This window comes from Planomonospora algeriensis (assembly GCF_977012225.1).
The window spans coordinates 1-918 of sequence record NZ_CDRNDK010000949.1 but is presented as its reverse complement, the minus strand read 5'-3'; the positions used below and the strand labels follow the sequence as shown (position 1 = coordinate 918).

Sequence of the window (918 nt, the reverse complement as noted above, 5' to 3'; positions counted from 1 at the left end):
CGCGCCGCCCGGGGCTCCACCGGGAGCCTGCGGCGCCGACCCGCTGGGCCTGCGCGCCCGCACCGGAAGCCGCGGGGAGTACGGCGCGCACAGGGACGGGTACGGCGGCGGACGCCCGCGCGGACACGGCGGGTACGGCGGACACGGTGGGTACGGCGGCGGACGTCCGCGCGGACGCCGCGATGGAGGAGGCCGTCGGGCTGGCCCGCAGGTGCGCGGCGGAGTACCCGGGGCTGCGGGCGCTGACGGTGGACGCGACGCCGTACCACGACGCGGGCGGGAGCGACGCCGAGGAGCTGGGCTGCTCGCTGGCGACCGGGGTGGCCTACCTGCGGGCGCTGACCGGCGGCGGGCTGGGCCTGGAGCAGGCGTTCGGGCAGCTGGAGTTCCGCTACGCCGCCACCGCCGACCAGTTCCTCACCGTGGCCAAGTTCCGCGCCGCCCGGCGGCTGTGGGCGCGCGTGGCCGAGGCGTGCGGGGCGGGCCCCGCGCCCGATCCGGCCGACCCGGGCCGCACCCTGGCCGCGCAGCTGCAGCACGCGGTGACCTCCTCGGCCATGATGACCGCCCGCGACCCGTGGGTGAACATGCTCCGCACCACCCTGGCCTGCTTCGCCGCCGGGATCGGCGGCGCCGACTCGGTGACCGTGCAGCCGTTCGACGCCCGGCTGGGCCTGCCCGACGCCTTCGCCCGCCGTATCGCGCGCAACACCCACTCCCTGCTGGTCGAGGAGGCGCACGTGGCCCGGGTGACCGATCCGGCCGGCGGTTCCTTCTACGCCGAGCGGCTCACCGCCGACCTGGCGGAGCGGGCCTGGGTGTGGTTCCAGGAGATCGAGCGCGCCGGCGGCATGGCCCGGGCGCTGGAGTCGGGCCTGGTCGCCGGCCGGCTGGCCGCCACCCGGGAGCGGCGCGCGG

At 78.6% G+C, this 918-nt stretch carries 1 protein-coding gene; it reads left to right on the top strand.

Going from position 1 to position 918, the window contains the following annotated elements:
- A partial coding sequence (locus ACWJ6R_RS37100; RefSeq protein ID WP_449066665.1) for a methylmalonyl-CoA mutase family protein occupies positions 1 to 918 on the top strand: 918 nt, incomplete at both ends.